This is a genomic window from Pseudomonas sp. 22515 (assembly GCF_052044625.1).
Lineage (GTDB): Bacteria > Pseudomonadota > Gammaproteobacteria > Pseudomonadales > Pseudomonadaceae > Aquipseudomonas > Aquipseudomonas alloputida.
Genome location: NZ_JBQENN010000005.1, coordinates 95,815 through 112,651, shown reverse-complemented (window position 1 = coordinate 112,651; position 16,837 = coordinate 95,815). Strand labels below are relative to the sequence as shown.

General features: G+C 62.8%; 19 protein-coding genes and 1 pseudogene. 13 read left to right on the top strand and 7 right to left on the bottom strand.

Annotated elements, in window-relative coordinates; translation table 11 throughout:
• Positions 1 to 6: 6 nt before the first annotated feature.
• Positions 7 to 993, top strand: coding sequence for a DNA-binding protein (locus ACTJJN_RS07265; RefSeq protein ID WP_014756691.1), 987 nt, complete (start codon positions 7 to 9; stop codon positions 991 to 993).
• A 122-nt stretch (positions 994 to 1,115) separates the two neighbouring features.
• Here ACTJJN_RS07265 and ACTJJN_RS07260 read toward each other — a convergent pair whose 3' ends face one another.
• Together ACTJJN_RS07260 and ACTJJN_RS07255 are read right to left on the bottom strand one after the other, a co-directional pair.
• Positions 1,116 to 1,367, bottom strand: coding sequence for a hypothetical protein (locus tag ACTJJN_RS07260; RefSeq protein WP_004374436.1), 252 nt, complete (start codon positions 1,365 to 1,367; stop codon positions 1,116 to 1,118).
• A gap of 8 nt (positions 1,368 to 1,375) precedes the next feature.
• Positions 1,376 to 1,876 (bottom strand): DUF4142 domain-containing protein, encoded by a 501-nt coding sequence (locus ACTJJN_RS07255; RefSeq protein ID WP_088513193.1) that lies wholly within the window; start codon positions 1,874 to 1,876, stop codon positions 1,376 to 1,378.
• A 152-nt stretch (positions 1,877 to 2,028) separates the two neighbouring features.
• On the opposite strand from ACTJJN_RS07255, the gene ACTJJN_RS07250 reads away from it, so the two are divergent.
• Positions 2,029 to 3,597: a sensor domain-containing diguanylate cyclase gene (locus ACTJJN_RS07250; protein ID WP_440781158.1), complete on the top strand. Its 1,569-nt coding sequence runs from the start codon at positions 2,029 to 2,031 to the stop codon at positions 3,595 to 3,597.
• A 43-nt stretch (positions 3,598 to 3,640) separates the two neighbouring features.
• Here the strand turns inward: ACTJJN_RS07250 and ACTJJN_RS07245 are convergent, their stop codons facing one another.
• Entirely contained in the window at positions 3,641 to 4,144 is a 504-nt protein-coding gene (locus ACTJJN_RS07245) for a GNAT family N-acetyltransferase (protein ID WP_047602828.1), read from the bottom strand.
• 17 nt (positions 4,145 to 4,161) lie between these two features.
• The gene (locus ACTJJN_RS07240) at positions 4,162 to 4,875 is read right to left on the bottom strand and encodes an MgtC/SapB family protein (RefSeq protein WP_004374444.1); all 714 of its coding nucleotides are present in this window, start codon (positions 4,873 to 4,875) and stop codon (positions 4,162 to 4,164) included.
• A 397-nt stretch (positions 4,876 to 5,272) separates the two neighbouring features.
• Here ACTJJN_RS07240 and ACTJJN_RS07235 point away from each other — a divergent pair, with 397 nt between their 5' ends.
• Positions 5,273 to 5,740, top strand: coding sequence for a sterol desaturase family protein (locus tag ACTJJN_RS07235; protein WP_004374446.1), 468 nt, complete (start codon positions 5,273 to 5,275; stop codon positions 5,738 to 5,740).
• Between the two features lie 34 nt (positions 5,741 to 5,774).
• Here ACTJJN_RS07235 and ACTJJN_RS07230 read toward each other — a convergent pair whose 3' ends face one another.
• A complete protein-coding gene (locus ACTJJN_RS07230; protein WP_012052327.1) occupies positions 5,775 to 6,668 on the bottom strand; it encodes a bile acid:sodium symporter family protein in 894 nt (297 codons plus the stop codon).
• Between the two features lie 184 nt (positions 6,669 to 6,852).
• Here ACTJJN_RS07230 and ACTJJN_RS07225 point away from each other — a divergent pair, with 184 nt between their 5' ends.
• The 10 genes and pseudogenes from ACTJJN_RS07225 to ku all read left to right on the top strand — a co-directional run bounded on the left by ACTJJN_RS07225 (position 6,853) and on the right by ku (position 15,558).
• A complete protein-coding gene (locus ACTJJN_RS07225) occupies positions 6,853 to 7,716 on the top strand; it encodes a Dyp-type peroxidase (protein ID WP_012052326.1) in 864 nt (287 codons plus the stop codon).
• 89 nt (positions 7,717 to 7,805) lie between these two features.
• Complete coding sequence (locus ACTJJN_RS07220; protein WP_440781157.1) at positions 7,806 to 8,717, top strand: aldo/keto reductase; 912 nt, start codon at positions 7,806 to 7,808, stop codon at positions 8,715 to 8,717.
• A gap of 4 nt (positions 8,718 to 8,721) precedes the next feature.
• Positions 8,722 to 10,005 (top strand): NTP/NDP exchange transporter, encoded by a 1,284-nt coding sequence (locus ACTJJN_RS07215; protein ID WP_440781156.1) that lies wholly within the window; start codon positions 8,722 to 8,724, stop codon positions 10,003 to 10,005.
• A 204-nt stretch (positions 10,006 to 10,209) separates the two neighbouring features.
• Positions 10,210 to 10,335: pseudogene (locus ACTJJN_RS07210) on the top strand (general stress protein); the annotation flags it as partial.
• Between the two features lie 58 nt (positions 10,336 to 10,393).
• The gene (locus tag ACTJJN_RS07205; RefSeq protein WP_014756700.1) at positions 10,394 to 10,591 is read left to right on the top strand and encodes a hypothetical protein; all 198 of its coding nucleotides are present in this window, start codon (positions 10,394 to 10,396) and stop codon (positions 10,589 to 10,591) included.
• Positions 10,592 to 10,609: 18 nt separating this feature from the next.
• On the top strand, positions 10,610 to 11,941 hold the full coding sequence (locus tag ACTJJN_RS07200) for an iron-containing redox enzyme family protein (RefSeq protein WP_440781155.1): 1,332 nt from the start codon (positions 10,610 to 10,612) through the stop codon (positions 11,939 to 11,941).
• Entirely contained in the window at positions 11,941 to 12,894 is a 954-nt protein-coding gene (locus ACTJJN_RS07195; protein ID WP_440781154.1) for a methyltransferase, read from the top strand. Before ACTJJN_RS07200 ends, ACTJJN_RS07195 begins: the two co-directional genes overlap by 1 nt.
• Positions 12,895 to 12,900: 6 nt before the next feature.
• On the top strand, positions 12,901 to 14,007 hold the full coding sequence (locus ACTJJN_RS07190; protein ID WP_440781153.1) for a carboxylate-amine ligase: 1,107 nt from the start codon (positions 12,901 to 12,903) through the stop codon (positions 14,005 to 14,007).
• A 56-nt stretch (positions 14,008 to 14,063) separates the two neighbouring features.
• Positions 14,064 to 14,651 carry a phosphorylase family protein gene (locus ACTJJN_RS07185; RefSeq protein WP_221100367.1) on the top strand — a complete coding sequence of 196 codons (588 nt, stop codon included), beginning with the start codon at positions 14,064 to 14,066 and terminating at the stop codon, positions 14,649 to 14,651.
• 85 nt (positions 14,652 to 14,736) lie between these two features.
• Entirely contained in the window at positions 14,737 to 15,558 is an 822-nt protein-coding gene (ku, locus tag ACTJJN_RS07180) for a non-homologous end joining protein Ku (RefSeq protein WP_221100366.1), read from the top strand.
• A gap of 21 nt (positions 15,559 to 15,579) precedes the next feature.
• Here the strand turns inward: ku and ACTJJN_RS07175 are convergent, their stop codons facing one another.
• Together ACTJJN_RS07175 and ACTJJN_RS07170 are read right to left on the bottom strand one after the other, a co-directional pair.
• Complete coding sequence (locus ACTJJN_RS07175) at positions 15,580 to 16,239, bottom strand: glycosyltransferase (RefSeq protein ID WP_440781152.1); 660 nt, start codon at positions 16,237 to 16,239, stop codon at positions 15,580 to 15,582.
• Positions 16,236 to 16,835, bottom strand: coding sequence for a class I SAM-dependent methyltransferase (locus ACTJJN_RS07170; RefSeq protein ID WP_012052318.1), 600 nt, complete (start codon positions 16,833 to 16,835; stop codon positions 16,236 to 16,238). The genes ACTJJN_RS07175 and ACTJJN_RS07170 overlap by 4 nt, the downstream gene beginning before the upstream one ends.
• Positions 16,836 to 16,837: the final 2 nt, after the last annotated feature.

The window sequence follows — 16,837 nt, the reverse complement described above, 5'->3', positions numbered from 1 at the left end:
GCACGCATGGCCCGGGGCGGTATCAACAAAGTGGTAGTGCAGCAAGCGCGTCAGGCGCTGATTGCCCGGGGCGAGAACCCCAGCATTGATGCCATACGTATCGAATTGGGCAATACCGGTTCCAAAACCACGATTCACCGCTACCTGAAGGAACTGAACGGCCAGCAGCCGATGGCTTCCGAAGGGGGCGCCGCGCTGAGCGATGTGCTGAGCCGCCTGGTTGGGCAATTGGCAACCCAGCTGCAGGACGAGGCCGACCTGAAGATCGAGCAGGCCGAGAGCACCTTCACGCAACAGCGCGAGACGCTTGAGGCGCAGCTGGAAATCGCCCAGCAGGCACTGGCTGCAGCGCACCAGCAACACAAGATCGATGCAGCGGCATTGGCTGCAGAGACCGAAAAACTGTTGTCCACGCAAAGCACGCTGCAAGCTGAACAGCTGCGCAGTGCCAGCCTCAACCAGTCGCTGGGTGAGTTGCAGGTGCGCCTGGCTGACAAGGACGAGCAGGTCAGATCGTTGGAAGACAAGCACCGCCATGCCCGCGACGCCTTGGAGCACTACCGCAATGCCAGCGGTGAACAGCGTGAGCAGGAACAGCGCCGCCACGAAGCGCAGTTGCAGCAGATGCAGGTGGAATTACGCCAGTTGCAGCAGGGCATGATCATCAAGCAGGACGAGCTTACCCGCTTGCACCGTGACAATGAGCGTTTGCTGGGAGAGCATCGTCAGGCGGCCAGTGAATGCCGGGCGCAGGATGAGTTGCTGGAACAACGCGATGCGCAGATCCAGGGCCTGCGCACGATCCTGGCCCAGGCACAAGGCGCCAGCGAAGAGATGCGCCGGCAGCTGGATGTGCAAGCCCAGAACCTTGAAACCAGGCGCGACGTGTGCGCCGAGCAGGCGCGGCAGTTGCAGTGGCTTGAGGAACAATTGAAGGCACGCGACGAGGCGCTGGCGCAGTGTCGCGCGCAGTTGGCCCCGGTCGCAGATTAATCAGACGTTTCCTGGCGGGTGGTTTCTTCCCTGTCTTTCCTGATTGCTGGCCTTTATCGCCGGCAAGCCATGTGCTATCCCTTGGGAGCGGGCTTGCCGGCGACGGCCACAACAGGCAACGGTCAGCCTTCGGCGCGCCTGGCGGCCTCTACGCCTGCTGCCGACAGCTTGATCGGGTAGTGCACGCTGATCTGATGATCACTGCTCACCGCCACGCTACCGTCGTGAATCAGACCGGCTTCTTGCAGCGTCTTGAGCATGCCGGCCACCGCCTTTTCGCCGCGGTAGTTGTCCAGCACTTCCTTGCCTAGCCCTTCGGGATGCGCATGCAGCAGACGGGTAAGTACTTCGGTCTTCAATGCATCGTTACTCATGTGGGGCCTCACTTGCCGTGCTTGGACTGAAGTGCCTTGGCATGCTCCAGGTGCTGTTCGAGTTTGGGCAACGTTTCGCTGGCAAAGGCCTTCAGTTCAGCCTTGTCGGACGATGCAGCCTCCTTCTTGAACAGTTCCACCGCTTTTTCGTGAGCGTCTACCTGGTTGTTGAGGTACGACTTGTCGAAGGACTCATCGCGCCATTCCAGGATCATTTTCTTGACCTTGTCGGTCATGGCGGCCTCATCCGGCACGGAAATGTCCAGCTTGCGGGCAATGTCGCCGAGTTTCTGGTTGGCCTGGGTGTGGTCGGTGACCATTTGCTGGGCAAATGCCTTGATCTCGGCGTTCTGGCTTTTCTCCTGAGCCAGATTGCCGGTCACCACTTCGGCAATGCCGGCCTCGGTGGCCGCTTCGACGAAATCATCGGAAGTCGCGGCCATTGCGTGCACCGATGCCAGGCCCAGCACCATGGAAAAACCGATGCGTCTGATGAAGAGGCTATTCATGCTTCACTCCTTTTAACCGTGGCGCGACCTCAGTGTCGCGTACGGTTGAGGGTGAAGGCATGGCAAAGGTTTAATCTTTTTTGCCGCCGGGTCCGATATTCGACGCTGAACTATAGTGAAAGGCGGCGAACGCGGTATGGCCAGGGATTCCAATGTGCGCAGCCCGGAAACAGGATAACGATGGGGTTTTCGCCATCAGTGGCGAGGGGCGCGCGGTGCCGCTGTTCCGCCTGGTACTGGCGTTCATGCTGGTGGTGATGCTGGCATTCGTGCTGGTGGAGGGCTGGCGCATCTGGCGTGACTACCGTTTTGCCTATAACAACGCCGAGAACATGGTCAGCAACCTGGCTCGGGCCACGGCACAGCACGCCGAGGACGCTATCCGCCAGGTCGACGTCATTACCGCGGCCTTGGCCGAGCGCCTGGAAGGCGACGGTTTCGATCACATCGACCGGCCGCGCCTGCATGCCTTGCTGGCGCAGCAAAAAAGCATCATGCCGCAGTTGCACGGGCTTTTCGTTTACGGCCCGGACGGCAGCTGGATCGTCACTGATCAGGCGGCCATCCCGCCCAACGCCAATAACGCCGACCGGGACTACTTCGTCTATCACCGCAGCCATACCGACCCCGGTGTACGTATCGGTTCGGTGGTGCGCAGCCGCTCCACCGGCGACCTGATCATTCCTATTTCCAGGCGCCTGGAGTATGCCGACGGCCGCTTCGCCGGCGTATTGCTCGGCACCATCAAAGTGGCGTGGTTCGTGCGTTACTACGGCGACTTCAAGATTGACGAACGCGGTGCGCTGGTGCTGGCCAAGCGCGACGGCACCCTCCTGGTACGGCGCCCGTTCGTGGAACAGGTGATAGGCCGAAGTCTTGCCAACAGTGAGATCTTCCGCAACCACTTGCCGTATGCCACAGAAGGGGTAGCGGAGGCGGTAGCGGTCGTCGATGGTACACCTCGGCTGTATGGCTACCGCGCGTTGTCCAGCTACCCATTGGTCGTGGAGGCGGGGCTGTCGCGTGAGTCCATTGTCGCGCCCTGGCGGTACGATGCGATCAAGTCGGTGGCGGTATTGCTGCTGTTGTTGGTCGGGCTGGCAGCGTTTGGCGGGGTGGTGCTGCGCCAACTGCGCGAGCGGATCGCCATCGAGCGGGCGCTGCTCCAGGCGCATCAGACGCTGAAAGCGTTGGCCTTGACCGACAGCCTTACCGGGCTGGGTAACCGTCGGCGGCTGGATGGGGTATTCGAACCTGAGCTGCGCCGTGCACGGCGCCAAGGCTACCCCCTGGCGCTGGTGATGCTAGACCTGGATTACTTCAAGGCCTACAACGACCGCTACGGTCACCCGGCTGGCGACCAGTGCTTGCGACGCTTTGCCGACGTGCTGCAGCAGGCCTTGAAACGGCCGGCCGATCTGGCGGTGCGCTATGGTGGGGAGGAGTTTACGCTGTTGCTGCCCGATACCGATGGCCGCGGGGCGGAACTGCTGGTGCAGGAGTTACAGCAGCTGGTGCGCCGACAGGCACTGGAACATGCCGCTAGCCCATTGGGGAGGGTATCATTCAGTGCCGGGGTCGCGGTGGTCGACCTGGCGCGGGAGGGCGTCACTGCCGAGGCGCTGGTCGCGGCGGCGGACAGGGCGTTGTACCAGGCCAAACAGCAGGGGCGGGACGGGTATTGCGTGGCGGGTAGTGTGGCGGCGGGGCAGGGTTGCTGACCTGGCTGGAGCGCGCGGGGGCGCCATGCGTCGCGATGAAACGCTAAAGCCCCAGGCGCATTGCACAACGCCCGCTGAGACCGTGAGCATGCTCGCTCGCGAGGATGCTCTGGAGTCGTTCGCAAAGCCGGCTTTCCTGAAGCATCTCGAACCCGAAACGTGCATAGAACGGCGCATTCCAAGGCACATCCACAAAGGTGGTCAGCGTCAGCTCGCGTACACCGGCGCAGCGGCCTGCATCGACCACTTGCTGCAGCAACCGGCGCCCGACACCTTGCCCTTGGGCCTCCTGGCGAACCGATATCTCATGAAGGTGCAATGCCTGATCCGCCAGCCGGGCGCAGGCAAAACCCACAATGCGCCCAGCCGGGTCCTGCGCCACCCAACTACCACCTGCCTCGACGAAAGCCCTGTGCGCCGCGCAATCCATGACTTCGCCTTGCGCCAGCCAGGCCAGTGCCGGCCAACTGGCAAAAGCCTGGGCTGCCGAGCGCTCGACGTCCGGCAGCGACGTGATGTCCCGGTCAAGGGTAGGGCGGATAAGCATGAGTCACTCCTGTCGTTCTAATCCGTCGCCAGCACCTGCGGCTGTAATTGCCAGCGCACCGAGCTTACACCTTTCTCCAGGCTGACCCTGCTGACCAGGCGCTCCAATTGCGCCGGCGCCTGCGCGGTGCCCAATAGCTCGGCGCGCACTTCCAGGCGCGCAGGGTTGTCCAGGTCCTGGCTCTGCAACGACTGCAGGCGCAGTTGTGGATCGCCCAGGCTGTGCAGCATCAGGCTACGCACCTGGATCTCGTCCTCGCCGCGGCAGACGATACGGACTTCGAAGTGCTGTTCCACCTCGCTGGCCGGCACCACGTCCTGACGGTCCAGGCGCTGGGCGATATCACGCAACAAGATGTTGGCGCAGAGCACCACCAGGCTACCCAGTGCCGCCTCCATCATCAGCCCTAGGCTGCACAGCACGCCGACCGCAGCCGTGCACCACAAGGTGGCCGCGGTGTTCAGGCCACGTACATTGAAACCATCGCGCATGATGACACCACCGCCGAGAAAGCCGATGCCCGACACCACATAGGCTGCGACCCGCGACGCATCGGCAGGCGCCATGCCTGGCACCGCCTGGGTCATCAATACGAACAGGCAGGCACCGGTACTGACCAGCGCATTGGTGCGCAGCCCGGTCAGGCGTTGCCGCAATTGCCGTTCGGCACCGATCAGCGCCCCCAGCACCAGGGCAATGCTGACGCGCAGCAGAAATACTTTCCAATCCATAGCAAACCTCTTCCGCAGGCACACGCCCGCATGAACGCCATCAGTTGGCGCGGTTGAAATAACCAGAAATTGCGCAGGACCACGCGGAGGGAAGGAGAAGCGGGGGTTACAGGAAACCACCGTCTTGCCAGAGCGGCCAGACAGTGCAAAACACTGCCGGGCTAGCGCGCCACGCGGGCCTGTCGCAAGCGACTGGGGCTACTGTCCAAGGCAGGTCTCCTGTTGAGGAAGGCAAAATTGCGTCGCGGACCATACGCCGCAGGGCAGAGCAGGTCAAGGGCAAAAACATGACAATGGCTTCATCCGAGAACGGCCTGCTGCCGGTCACGCCCACATGGAAAAAACCCTGGGCAGCCAGTAACCTTGCGCCTTCCTTTGCCATCACCCGGACCGTTCCATGCTGTTCAATCTCGCCATATTGTTCGGCACCCTGGTGGCCATGGAGGGCGTTGGTACGCTGGCTCACAAGTACATCATGCATGGCTGGGGCTGGTGGCTGCACCGATCGCACCATGAGCCACACCTGGGCATGCTCGAAACCAACGACCTGTACCTGGTGGCCCTGGGGCTGATCGCCACGGCGCTGGTGGCGCTGGGCAAAAGTGGTTATGCGCCTTTGCAGTGGGTAGGCGGTGGTGTGGCAGGGTATGGCGCACTGTATGTACTGGCCCACGACGGTTTCTTTCACCGGCATTGGCCGCGCAAGCCGCGGCCGGTCAACCGCTACCTGAAACGCTTGCACCGCGCGCACCGCCTGCACCATGCGGTGAAGGGGCGCACAGGGAGCGTGTCGTTCGGGTTTTTCTATGCGCCGCCGCTGAAGGTGTTGAAGCAGCAACTGCGCAGCAGGCGCAGCCAATCGTGACGCATCCCCGGCACCTGCCGGGCATTGGGTGACGTCAGTTCACGGTTTCACCTTTGGGCTCTGCCGCCACATGCCCGCGGCTCACCCACCAGCCAAACCCGGCCGCAGTAAAGAACATGATCAAGCTGTACAACGCAGCCGGCACCGCCATGGTCGCGTTGTTCAGCAGCGAAGGGCTCAACGCCAGGGCAATCGCCAAGGTCCCGTTATGGATGCCAATTTCCATACCAATGGCAATCGCCTGGCGCTTGGGAATGTTCAACAACCGCGGCACCCAATAGCCCACCGTCAGGCTCAGCAGGTTGAACAGCAGCGCCGCCAGGCCCACCACCGGTGCGTACTCGACCACTGTCTGCCAGTCCTTGGCCAGTGCCAGGACGATGGTGAAGGCCAGGAACAGCGCAGCCACCAGCTTCATCGGTTTCTCCATACGCGCAGCGAATGCCGGGGCAAAATGGCGAATCAGCATGCCCAGCGCCACCGGCAGCAAGACGATGGCGAACACCTGCATGACCTTGGCGAACTGCAGTGGAATAGCCTGGTCCGAGGCCATGAACCAGCTCAGCGACAGGTTCACCAGCAACGGCATGGTCAGGATCGCGATCAGTGAGTTGACCGCCGTCAGGGTGATGTTCAACGCCACGTCACCGTGGGCCAGATGGCTGAACAGGTTGGCCGTGGTACCGCCCGGCGAAGCCGCCAGCAGCATCAACCCCACTGCCAGGGCAGATTCCAGGCCAAAGCCGTTGGCGATCAGGAAGCACACCAGCGGCAACAGCAGGATCTGGCACACCAGGCCCACCACCACGGGCTTTGGGTATTTCACCACGCGAGCGAAGTCGGCCAGGGTCAGCGACAACCCAAGGCCAAGCATGATGATGCCCAGTGCAAGCGGCAGAAACGCAGTGAGCAGGGGCGAGGCGGTCATGAGGGGTATCTCGGGCGAAGGATCCGAAGCAGTGTAGGTCGGCCTTGATCGATAGCTAATTGCAAAGGGCCAGCTCTTGGTAACCGTTTGTTACCACGTGCAGCGGCTGGCGAGGCTGCATGCCGCATTGCAGCAGGCATGCAGGCGAAGTAGCATTCCGTTTTTACCTTAGGATTAGCCTGATATGCCGTTCCAGCAAGGTCTGCTTGCCACCCCGGTGCCGGTCCACGCCCGTCACCTGTTCTTCACCCTGCAGTCGCCCGAGGCGTTGCCTGCCGCGCTGGATGCCTTGCTGCCGCAGGTCGATGGCAAACAGTTGCTGCTGGGTGTAGGCGCCCCGCTGGCCAAGGCCCTGGGCCGTGAAATACCCGGCCTGCGCCCGTTCCCGCTGCTGGATGCCGCGGTGGAGAACCCCAGCACCCAACACGCCCTGTGGCTGTGGCTGCGTGGCGATGAACGTGGCGACCTGCTGCTGCGCGCCCAGGCTCTGGAGCAGGCGCTGGCACCCGCCCTGGGCCTGGCCGACAGCGTTGATGGCTTCCTGCACCGGGGCGGCCATGACCTTACCGGTTATGAAGACGGCACCGAAAACCCGGTAGACGAAGAAGCGGTGCAAGCGGCCATTGCCGCAGATGGCTCCAGCTTTGCCGCGTTCCAGCTGTGGAAGCACGACCTGCAATACTTCAAGTCGTTACCCCAGGCAGACCAGGACAACATCATCGGCCGTCGCTTGAGCGATAACGAAGAACTCGACGACGCCCCCGAGTCCGCGCACGTCAAGCGCACCGCCCAGGAAAGCTTTGAACCCGAGGCGTTCATGGTCCGTCGCTCGGTAGCCTGGGCCGACCAACGCGGCGCCGGCCTGGCCTTTGTCGCGCTGGGCAAGAGTTTCGAGGCATTCGAAGTGCAGCTGCGGCGCATGAGTGGCCTGGAAGACGGCATCATCGACGGACTTTACCGCTTTAGCCGCCCGCTGACGGGGGGCTACTACTGGTGCCCGCCAATGAACGAGACGGGTGTCGATCTGAGCCCCTTGCTGCGGGCCTGATCTCTAAACATCCAGATACAGAAACACCCGCAGGCGAGGGACAGAGCGGCTAGGCTTGAAAATTTCCGATTCATGACGGGAGATTTTCCATGTACGCACGTCGTGAAGTCCTACGCGCCGGTGCAACATTGGGGTTGCTGGCCGCCGCCAGCCCTTGGCTGCACGCTGCCGTGCCGGCGGGTTTGCTGGCCCGTAAAGTCCCGTCCACCGGTGAAGCGTTGCCGGTGATCGGTGCCGGTACTTCGGGTAGTTTCGAAGTAGAAAGCGGTTCGCCCCAATACCTTCAGCTCAAAACGGTGCTGAAGGCATTTTTTGAAGGCGGCGGCCGGGTGATCGACACCTCGCCCAACTACGGGGGCGCCGACAGCATTCTCGGCCAGTTGCTGGAAGAGGGCGGCTGGCACCGCCAGTGCTTCCTGGCCACCAAGATCGCCGCCAATAGCCGGGCTGAAGCCCAAGCGCAGTGGGCCGGCAGCCTCAAGAGCCTGCGTACCGACAAGGTCGACTTGCTGCAGATTCACAACCTGCGTGACTGGCAGACCCAGCTGCCTTATGCCCGCGAGCTGAAGCAGCAGGGCGGGGCACGTTATGTCGGCATCACCCATTACCTGAACAGTGGCCACGACGACGTCGCCCGTATCGTGCGCAGCGAGCCGCTGGACTTCATCCAGATCAACTACTCGGTCAACGCCCCTGATGCTGCCCGGGAACTGCTGCCGCTGTGCCAGGACAAGGGCGTTGCGGTGTTGATCAATCGGGCCTTTGACGATGGCCGGCTGTTCGCCCGGGTCAAGGGCCAGGCCTTGCCGGGCTGGGCCGCCGAAGCAGGCATCGGCAGCTGGGCACAGCTGTTTCTCAAGTTCGCCATCAGCCACCCGGCAGTGACCACGGTCATACCCGCTACCAGTCGGCCTGACCGCCAGCTCGATCAGCTCAAGGCCGGGCATGAGCCAATGCTCACCCCGGCGCAGCAACAGGCGCTGATCACGCAGTTTGCCTGACATCATGCAAGCCTGGCGGCGGCGCCTGGACCAAGGGCTGAATATCCAGCCTGGTGAGGGGCCGGCGGTCATCGCCGGCTTGTTGCTGTTCTACCTGCTGTTCACCGGTTACTTCATGCTGCGCCCGGTGCGCGAAACCATGGGCGTTGCCGGTGGCGTGGAAAACCTGCAGTGGCTGTTCACCGGCACCTTCATTGCCACGTTGGCGTGCCTGCCGCTGTTCGGCTGGCTGGCATCCAGGGTGCAGCGCAGGCATATCCTGCCTTGGACTTATGGTTTTTTCGCCAGCAACCTGTTGCTGTTCGCGGCACTGTTGGCCGGTAACCCTGACGATCTCTGGACCGCCCGGGCCTTCTACATCTGGCTGTCGGTGTTCAATTTGCTGACGATCTCGCTGGCCTGGAGCGTGCTTGCCGATCTGTTTTCCACCGCCCAAGGCAAGCGGCTGTTCGGTCTGCTGGCAGCCGGGGCCAGCCTGGGCGGGCTCAGTGGCCCCCTGTTTGGCACCCTGCTGGTGGCGCCGCTCGGCCATGCCGGGTTACTGGTGCTGGCGGCGGTATTCCTGCTGGGCAGTATCGGCGCGACACTGTTCCTGCAACGCTGGCGAGCCCGTCAACCCATTGCGATGCAAACCGAACATCAGGACGCGCGGCCACTGGGTGGCAACCCCTTTGCTGGCGCCACCGCCGTCCTGCGTTCGCCCTATCTGCTAGGCATCGCCTTGTTCGTGGTATTGCTGGCCAGCGTCAGCACATTCCTGTACTTCGAGCAGGCGCGTATTGTCAGCGAAACCTTCACGGACCGCACCCGACAGACACAGGTGTTCGGCCTGATCGACACGGTTGTGCAGGCCCTGGCCATCCTCACCCAGGTCTTTCTTACCGGGCGCCTGGCCCGTCGGCTGGGTGTCGGTGTGTTGCTGGTTGCAGTGCCGCTGGTCATGGCTGTCGGCTTCTTGTGGCTGGCACTGGCCCCGGTGTTTGCCCTGTTCGTGGTGGTGATGGTGGTGCGCCGGGCAGGTGAATACGCACTGGTACGGCCAGGGCGGGAGATGCTGTTCACCGTGCTGCCCGCCGAGGACAAGTACAAAGCCAAGAACTTCATCGACACGGTGGTCTACCGTGGTGGCGATGCACTGAGCGGCTGGGTCAAGCGTGGGTTGGACGTCATGGGCGAGCACCCGCAATTGGCGATGCTGATCGGCGCGCTGCTTGCCGTGGGTTGGGCCGCGACGGGTGGCTGGCTAGGCCGGCGCCAGGCGCGCATGGATCGCCCGCCGCACCACTGACACGCGCACCAAATACGGCGATGCCGTTTATTTAACGCCACCGGTCCGAACCTCTCGTAATAAAGCGAATCTGCCGATATCGCCGAACTCCGAATCTGTGTACGGCATCTTGCCGTGCATTCCGAAGTCATATGAGGTTTGAACACCATGGCCACTAAAGACAACAGCCGCACCGGCAATCAACAAGGCAGCCAAGGCGGTAACAAGAACCCGGGCAATTTCGCCAATGACCGTGAAAAAGCTTCCGAAGCCGGTCGCAAGGGCGGCCAGTCCTCGGGCGGCAACATGCCCCACGACCGCGAGTCGGGCCACAAGGGCGGCCGTTCGTAACTGACCAAGGCGCAGTGCCGGGGCGACCTGGCACTGCAATTATCCAAGGAGGTACTCCATGCGACTGACTCCACTGATCATCCTGATGGCCGCGCTGAGCTTGGTCGGCGGCTGTTTCGACCGCGACAATGACCACCCTGGTAAAGATTCCGACCCCAGCAAGCCTTCGCTGCAGATGCAGCAACCTGATTCCAAGCCTGCACCGCAGCCTGCGCCCGACCCCGAGCCGATGCCTGGCCAAAAGCCGAGCCAGTAAGAAGACAAGGAGCACGGCATGACGGTGATGAACCGCAATACTGCAAGAACTGCGCAAGTGGTCACCGAATCGACCAGCCTGCGACAACGCTACCAAGCAATGCTCGCAGGCCAGGATGCTGGCAGCGGCTCATGGCTCGAGGAACAACTGGCGGGGGCTGCGAGCATGCCGGACGACTTGCCCGACATACCGTCCGAGTTGCCGGCCTGGAGCAAGAAGCATACCGCCGAGGTCGCCAAGGCCTACACCGTTTACCGGGCACAACGCCGTCAAGGCATGCCCCGGCGTTACTTTTCCAACCGCGCCCACGCATTGTGGTTCCTGCAACAGGTTGCGCCGACCAAGGCCGTCGATGGCGCCTGGCTGCAGGGCACCCTGCATCACTGGCGCGATCCACGTTATCACGGGCTGATTCGCACCTATCTGGAAGAGCTCGGCAACGGTGATCCACGCTGCAACCATGTGCTGATCTATCAGCGCCTGCTTGGTCGCCTGGGTTGCGTAGAGGCCATGCCCCTGGATGACACGCGGTATCTGCAAGGGGCCCTGCAACTTGCCCTGGGGCAGCACTGCGACACTCACCTGCCAGAGGTGGTTGGCTACAACCTCGGTTATGAGCAGCCACCGCTGCATCTGCTGATCACCACGTACGAGCTGGCCGAACTGGGCATCGACGGGCAGTATTTTCAGCTGCACGTGACCATCGACAATGCCGCCAGTGGCCACGCCCGCCTGGCAATTCAGGCGCTGAATCAGCTAAGCCCCGCGCATGATCCGCAGGCGTTCTACGCCAGGGCGCGCTTAGGCTACCGCCTGAATGACCGGGGTATCGCCACGCCAGACCTCATCCGCCAGTTCGACCTGCAAGGCGAACTGTTTGCAGCTCTTGAACGCAAGCGGGTCTATGGCCAATTGATGCATGCCGACCATTGCCGCCTGCAGCAGCGTACGATCAATCAATGGCTGGCCGAACCCGGCGCCATGCCCGCATTCGTTGCCGCATTGCAGGCTCAGGGTTGGATCCGCAGAGGGCAGCCGCCAGCGAACAGCCGCTGGTGGACGCTGATCGACGGGCCGACCGCGGCGATGTTCGGGGTGTTCAACGCCTATGAAAAACAGCTATGGCATGACTGGATCGCCGACGATTGGCAGCCGTCCATCCGCCGTGTGTCACCTGGCAGTTGGGGGCTGCCCGACGAACCTGAAGACATACCCAATGACACCTTGAATGTGGCCGCCAAGGCCTTGATCCAGAGGATGGCCGGCAATCGCCACGCCACGCCGGACGGCTTGTGTGCCACGCGCGCCTACATGCGCGTAACCGGGCTGCGCCAGGAGGAACCGCGTTGATGATGCTCACTCACAGGCAAATGGAGGCAGACCAGGCGTTGCTACAACTGGGACAGCGCCTGCGCGCCGATGGATACCGCTTTACCTGCGTGACACCCGCTACCCACGCGCGCGTCAATGCCCGCGAGGGCTGCGGGCAGGCCAGCACCCTGCGCGATATATTCGGCTGGAGCCGACCTTTCGAGCCAGGTTTGCTGTCGGCAGATCAGTTACTGTTGCTCGAACGTGCGCAGGCGTTGGGTGCACAGGGTGAACGGCTGATCAGCACGGTACGCTGGTCCAGCCTGGATGATTTACTGTTGCTGCATTCGGCGTATCCAACCGACGCCAGCGATGCCGTGTTCTTCGGCCCGGACAGTTACCGCTTTGCCCAGGTCATTCGCGATCACCTCCAGCACTGCCCCGAGCGGGTCGAGCATGCAGTGGATATCGGCTGTGGCAGCGGGGTGGGCGCCTTGCTGATTGCCCGCGCCGCCCAGCACGCACAGGTCAGCGCCGTTGACATCAACCCCCTGGCGCTGCGCTATACGGCAATCAATGCAGCCCTGGCGGGCGTGAGTAATCTGTCGGTCGAGCCCGGTGACTTGCTGAACGGTATCAGCGGCACGTTCGACCTGATCGTTGCCAACCCGCCCTACATGCTTGACCCCAACGCCCGCATCTACCGTCACGGTGGCGGCGTGCTAGGCGCCGACCTGTCACTGCGTATCGTGGAGCAGGCTCGCGAACGGCTGAGCCGCCACGGTACATTGCTGCTGTACACCGGCGTGGCCATTGTCAAAGGCCGCGACGCCCTGCTCGAAGCCATCCGCCTGCGCCTGGCCGGTCCGGATTGGGCCTGGGTGTATCGGGAAATCGACCCCGACGTATTTGGCGAGCAACTGGCTGAGCCAGGCTACGAACAGGTCGAACGCATCGCCGCCGTGGCGCTCACCGTTACCCGCAGCCGCTGAGGCAGCATGATCCGGCCCTGTACGTTCGGCATCGAGGAAGAGTACCTGCTGGTGAACCTGGGCTCGGGTCAGGTTCCGGCCACACCGTCACTCGCGGTGATCGGGCGCTGCCGTGAAGCACTTGGCCGCTATTTCGCCCAGGAAATGTTCCGCAGCCAGATCGAGCTGGCGTCGCCGGTGTTCATCAACCTGCATGAAGCGCGTGAATTCTTCCAGCGCAGCCGTCAGCGGCTGCGCGTGGCATTGGCCGAAGAGGGGATGGGGCCATACGCTGCGGCCAGCCACCCCTGCGCCGCGTGGCTGCGGCAGAAGCCCGCGGCACAAGGGCACTATCAGCAGCTGTTCGATGACTACCGCCATGTGGCAAGGCGTAGCCTGCTCAATGGCCTGCATGTGCACGTTGGCGTGCCGCCAGCTTGTGACCGCATGCAACTGATCAACCGCCTTTTGCCCTGGTTACCGTTGTTGCTGGTGTTGAGCACTTCGTCGCCCCTGTGGGCTGGCCAGGCTACCGGGTACATGAGCTATCGCCGTGTGATCTGTGGTGAGTGGCCGCACATGGGCTTGCCCGAAGCGTTGCCGGATTGGGCCGCCTATCAACGCTACCGTACCCTGTTGCAGCGCACCGGTGCACTGGCTGCCGATGGCGACCTTTGGTGGGCACTCCGGCCTTCGCGGCGCTATCCGACAGTGGAGTTGCGCATCTGCGATGGCTGCCCGAATCTGGAAGACGTTCTGTGCATTGCAGCACTGTTTCGCCACCTGGTTGAACACAGCATTGCCTACCGCCATGACCCGCTACCCTGCAGCCGCGAATTGCGCTGGATCGCCCAGGAGAACTACTGGCGTGCCATGCGCCATGGGCGCCACGCACACTTCATAGGTTGTCACGAGCAGCAGCCGGTCACGGCGCAAGGCTGGCTCGCCCAACTGCAGGCCCAGATACCCATAGACAGCGCGGACGCCGAGCGCGCCTGCCAGCACGCCCTGCACGTGCTGCGCCATGGTACCCATGCCGATCAGCAATTGCGCTGCCTGGCACAGGCCAGGGCAGACGGGCTTGGCAAAGGGCAGGCGCTACGCGCCGTGGTGGCTGCCGGGACTTGCATTTAGCCCGGGTTGACCGACAATGGCCGCGCCCTTTGCAGCCACTCGGAAACACCTGCTCCATGATGCTGATCAAGCAATTCCCCGACATTTCCCTGAATGACACGCTGTTCGTCTTTGCGCTTGAGGCCGAGGCTGGCGATGTCTTTACCGAGGTGAACACCGTGTTCACCGGCATTGGCAAGGTCAATGCCGCAATCGCCCTGACCAAGGCGATCGCCACGCGCAGGCCCAAGCTTATCGTCAACTTGGGCTCGGCTGGCAGCCAGCGTCATGGCAAGGGCAAAGTCGTGTGCTGTAACCGCTTCGTACAACGCGACATGGATGTGACCGCGCTGGGCTTTGCCCGTTATGAAACACCCTTGTCCGACACCCCGGTGGTGCTCGAACACGGGGCGGCAATACCCGGCCTGGCTGTGGAAACCTGTGGCAGCGGTGACAGCTTCGAGATCAACCATGGCGACGCGCCTTACGACGTGGTCGACATGGAAGCCTACGTGCTGGCATTGATCGCGCGGGGCGAAGGTATCCCGTTCGTGTGCCTGAAATACATTTCCGATGATGCAGGCAGTGAAGCCGCAGGGGATTGGGCGGTACAAGTGCACCTGGCGGCCGAAGCGTTCAAGCGGGTGCTGTTCAGCCAGGCGTGACGGTTGCCGCAGGGCAGGGCAGCTAAACCTTTGTCGCCCGGCGCAGTCACTTCTGGTATCAGCAGGCAACCCTGGGAGCACCCTCATGGCTCGGGCAATCTGGAAAGGCGCCATCAGTTTTGGCCTTGTGCACATCCCCGTGGCACTCAATACCGCCGTGCGCACCGAGCGCGTGGACTTCGACTGGCTGGACAAGCGCAGCATGGAGCCGGTCGGCTACAAGCGGGTGAACAAAGTGACCGGCAAGGAAATCGACAAGGACAATATCGTCAAGGGCGTAGAGTTCGAGAAGGGCCGCTATGTGGTGATCAGTGAAGAGGAGATCCGCAAGGCCCGGCCCGAAGCGACCCAGACGATCGATATCTTTTCCTTTGTGGAAGCGGGCGATATTCCGCTGCAGCATTTCGATACGCCGTACTACCTGACCCCGGACCGCCGTGGCGGCAAGGTGTACGCCTTGCTGCGCGAGACGCTGGAAAAGACCGGCAAGGTGGCACTGGCCACCGTGGTATTGCATACCCGGCAGTACTTGGCGCTGCTGCGGCCTCTGGACCATGCGCTGGTGATGATCACCTTGCGCTGGCCTGAAGAGGTGCGCGGGCTGGAAACGCTGGAGCTGGATGCCAGCGTGACCGACAGCAAGGTGGAGAAGCGTGAGCTGGAGATGGCCAAGCGCCTGGTAGAGGACATGAGCGGGCCCTGGAAGCCTGAGGATTATCACGACGCCTTCCGCCAGACGATCATGGACCTGGTGGAAGAGAAGGCCAGCAAGGGCAAGATCGAGGCGGTGGAGAAGGGCGACGCAGGAGGGGCCGAGAAAGGTGCGGACATCCTCGACCTGACCGAACTGCTCAAGCGCAGCCTGGGTGGCAAGAAACCGGTGAAGAAGACGCGAAAGGCTTCATGAACACGGCCAATGCCATTGAGTTCAAGACTGCGCCTGCAACCCCGCCAGGTAATCACCAAACCCCTCGCGGGCGCGGCTGTCACGTCGACTGCTGGTGGCCACACTATGCCTGGCGGTCCAGACGATCTGGGCGCCGCTGGCCTGCAGGTCGCTGACCAGCTGCACATCTTCATGCGCCGCCAGGGGCTGAAAGCCACCCACACGCTCATAGGCATTGGCACATACCCCCAGGTTTGCGCCGTGCACATGCCGATGCCCTTCACACGCCTGGTAGCGGCTCTGGTACAGCTTGCGCAGCGCGGCTGTCTGCCAGGGTTGCCAGTACTCGACATGCACGGTGCCGCAAACCACCTCGGCGCTGCAGGCCAGCTGCGACAGCAGCCAGTGCGCCGGGACCCGGCTGTCCGCATCGGTGCACGCCAACCACGAGGCGCCCCGCTCGACCATGTGCGCCGCGCCCACGCGACGTGCCATGCCGACATTACCGGCATCCACCTCCAGTAGGTGTACGCCGAAACGCCGCGCCACGGCGGCGCTGCCGTCATTGCAGCGGTCCAGTACCACCAGCACTTCCACGTGCATTCCCGCATGCTGCGCCTGCTGGGCAGCGATCAGCACTGCCCGCAGGCATCGCCCAAGGCGGCGGGCTTCGTTGTGTGCAGGGATGACAACGGCAATCATGGGCACGTCTCGTCGAGATCGACAACGCTTGGCTGGCATGACCAGTACTCCAGCAAAAAGTCCGCCTCCTCATGGCGGAACTGCTGATGCAACGGCAAATGCCGGGTCAACAGGCGGTGCACGTCGCGACCGTCCTGCGGGCAACCCGCGATAGGGTGCTTCCAGTGGCATGCCAGTAACGCGCCGTCGTAGGTAAGGCTGGCCACCGATTGTTCGATCACCTGCAGCCAGTCGGTGGGATCAAGGTAGTAACCCACCTCGCTGAGCACGATCAGGTCAAAGCGGCCGCCGGGCCAGTCCCCCGGTAACCGGGCCCGTTCGACCGAAGCATTGTGCACGTGAGCCAGGCGTTCACGGGCCAGGCCTACGGCCGTCGGGTCCAGGTCCTGGCACAGCAGTTCGGCGCAACGCTCGGCCAGCAGCGCGCTGAGCTCGCCATTTGCGCAAGCTGGCTCGAACACGCGCTGATAGCACTGGCGTGGCAGGCTGGCCATCACCAGCTCGCGTTTGCGCCTCTCGTACCAGCGGGTGCGAAAGGCCCAAGGGTCTTCATTGGTGGCGTATAGCTCGGCAAAATACTGTGGATCGAGGCTCATGA

Excerpts from the sequence above, each read along its gene's own strand:
- ACTJJN_RS07200 (WP_440781155.1), top strand. The coding sequence starts at position 10,610 with ATGACGGTGATGAACCGCAATACTGCAAGAACTGCGCAAGTGGTCACC.
- ACTJJN_RS07215 (WP_440781156.1), top strand. The coding sequence starts at position 8,722 with ATGCAAGCCTGGCGGCGGCGCCTGGACCAAGGGCTGAATATCCAGCCT.
- ACTJJN_RS07250 (WP_440781158.1), top strand. The coding sequence starts at position 2,029 with ATGTGCGCAGCCCGGAAACAGGATAACGATGGGGTTTTCGCCATCAGT.
- ACTJJN_RS07220 (WP_440781157.1), top strand. The coding sequence starts at position 7,806 with ATGTACGCACGTCGTGAAGTCCTACGCGCCGGTGCAACATTGGGGTTG.
- ACTJJN_RS07265 (WP_014756691.1), top strand. The coding sequence starts at position 7 with ATGGCCCGGGGCGGTATCAACAAAGTGGTAGTGCAGCAAGCGCGTCAG.
- ACTJJN_RS07175 (WP_440781152.1), bottom strand. The coding sequence starts at position 16,239 with ATGATTGCCGTTGTCATCCCTGCACACAACGAAGCCCGCCGCCTTGGG.
- ACTJJN_RS07185 (WP_221100367.1), top strand. The coding sequence starts at position 14,064 with ATGATGCTGATCAAGCAATTCCCCGACATTTCCCTGAATGACACGCTG.
- ACTJJN_RS07245 (WP_047602828.1), bottom strand. The coding sequence starts at position 4,144 with ATGCTTATCCGCCCTACCCTTGACCGGGACATCACGTCGCTGCCGGAC.
- ACTJJN_RS07170 (WP_012052318.1), bottom strand. The coding sequence starts at position 16,835 with ATGAGCCTCGATCCACAGTATTTTGCCGAGCTATACGCCACCAATGAA.
- ACTJJN_RS07195 (WP_440781154.1), top strand. The coding sequence starts at position 11,941 with ATGATGCTCACTCACAGGCAAATGGAGGCAGACCAGGCGTTGCTACAA.
- ACTJJN_RS07255 (WP_088513193.1), bottom strand. The coding sequence starts at position 1,876 with ATGAATAGCCTCTTCATCAGACGCATCGGTTTTTCCATGGTGCTGGGC.
- ACTJJN_RS07235 (WP_004374446.1), top strand. The coding sequence starts at position 5,273 with ATGCTGTTCAATCTCGCCATATTGTTCGGCACCCTGGTGGCCATGGAG.
- ku (WP_221100366.1), top strand. The coding sequence starts at position 14,737 with ATGGCTCGGGCAATCTGGAAAGGCGCCATCAGTTTTGGCCTTGTGCAC.
- ACTJJN_RS07240 (WP_004374444.1), bottom strand. The coding sequence starts at position 4,875 with ATGGATTGGAAAGTATTTCTGCTGCGCGTCAGCATTGCCCTGGTGCTG.
- ACTJJN_RS07230 (WP_012052327.1), bottom strand. The coding sequence starts at position 6,668 with ATGACCGCCTCGCCCCTGCTCACTGCGTTTCTGCCGCTTGCACTGGGC.
- ACTJJN_RS07225 (WP_012052326.1), top strand. The coding sequence starts at position 6,853 with ATGCCGTTCCAGCAAGGTCTGCTTGCCACCCCGGTGCCGGTCCACGCC.
- ACTJJN_RS07205 (WP_014756700.1), top strand. The coding sequence starts at position 10,394 with ATGCGACTGACTCCACTGATCATCCTGATGGCCGCGCTGAGCTTGGTC.
- ACTJJN_RS07260 (WP_004374436.1), bottom strand. The coding sequence starts at position 1,367 with ATGAGTAACGATGCATTGAAGACCGAAGTACTTACCCGTCTGCTGCAT.
- ACTJJN_RS07190 (WP_440781153.1), top strand. The coding sequence starts at position 12,901 with ATGATCCGGCCCTGTACGTTCGGCATCGAGGAAGAGTACCTGCTGGTG.